This window comes from Clostridium sartagoforme (genome assembly GCF_039521405.1).
In the GTDB taxonomy this organism is placed as follows: domain Bacteria; phylum Bacillota; class Clostridia; order Clostridiales; family Clostridiaceae; genus Clostridium; species Clostridium sartagoforme.
Map to the genome: position 1 here is coordinate 1 of NZ_BAAACH010000051.1, position 572 is coordinate 572.

At 37.2% G+C, this 572-nt stretch carries 1 protein-coding gene; it reads left to right on the forward strand.

Going from position 1 to position 572, the window contains the following annotated elements; all coding sequences use genetic code 11:
- A partial coding sequence (locus tag ABDZ60_RS18625) for a GTP-binding protein (RefSeq protein WP_343780263.1) occupies positions 1-572 on the forward strand: 572 nt, incomplete at both ends.

The window sequence follows — 572 nt, forward strand, 5'->3', positions numbered from 1 at the left end:
AAACAAGGGATTAGCAGAATCATTCAAATATGATGAAATCGATAAGGCTCCAGAAGAAAAAGAAAGAGGAATCACAATTAACACAGCTCACGTAGAGTACCAAACAGAAAACAGACACTATGCACACGTTGACTGTCCAGGACATGCTGACTATGTTAAGAACATGATCACAGGAGCTGCTCAAATGGATGGAGCAATATTAGTTTGTTCAGCTGCAGATGGTCCAATGCCACAAACAAGAGAACACATCCTACTAGCATCAAGAGTTGGAGTTGACTACATAGTTGTTTTCTTAAACAAAGCAGATATGGTAGATGATGAAGAATTATTAGAATTAGTTGAAATGGAAGTTAGAGAATTATTATCAGAATACAACTTCCCAGGAGATGATATTCCAGTAGTAAAGGGATCAGCTTTAGTAGCATTAGAAAACCCAACAGATGAAAAAGCAATCGCACCAATTCTTGAATTAATGGAAGCAGTAGATAGCTATATACCAACACCAGAAAGAGCAACAGATAAGCCATTCTTAATGCCAGTAGAAGATGTATTCACAATTACTGGTAGAGGAA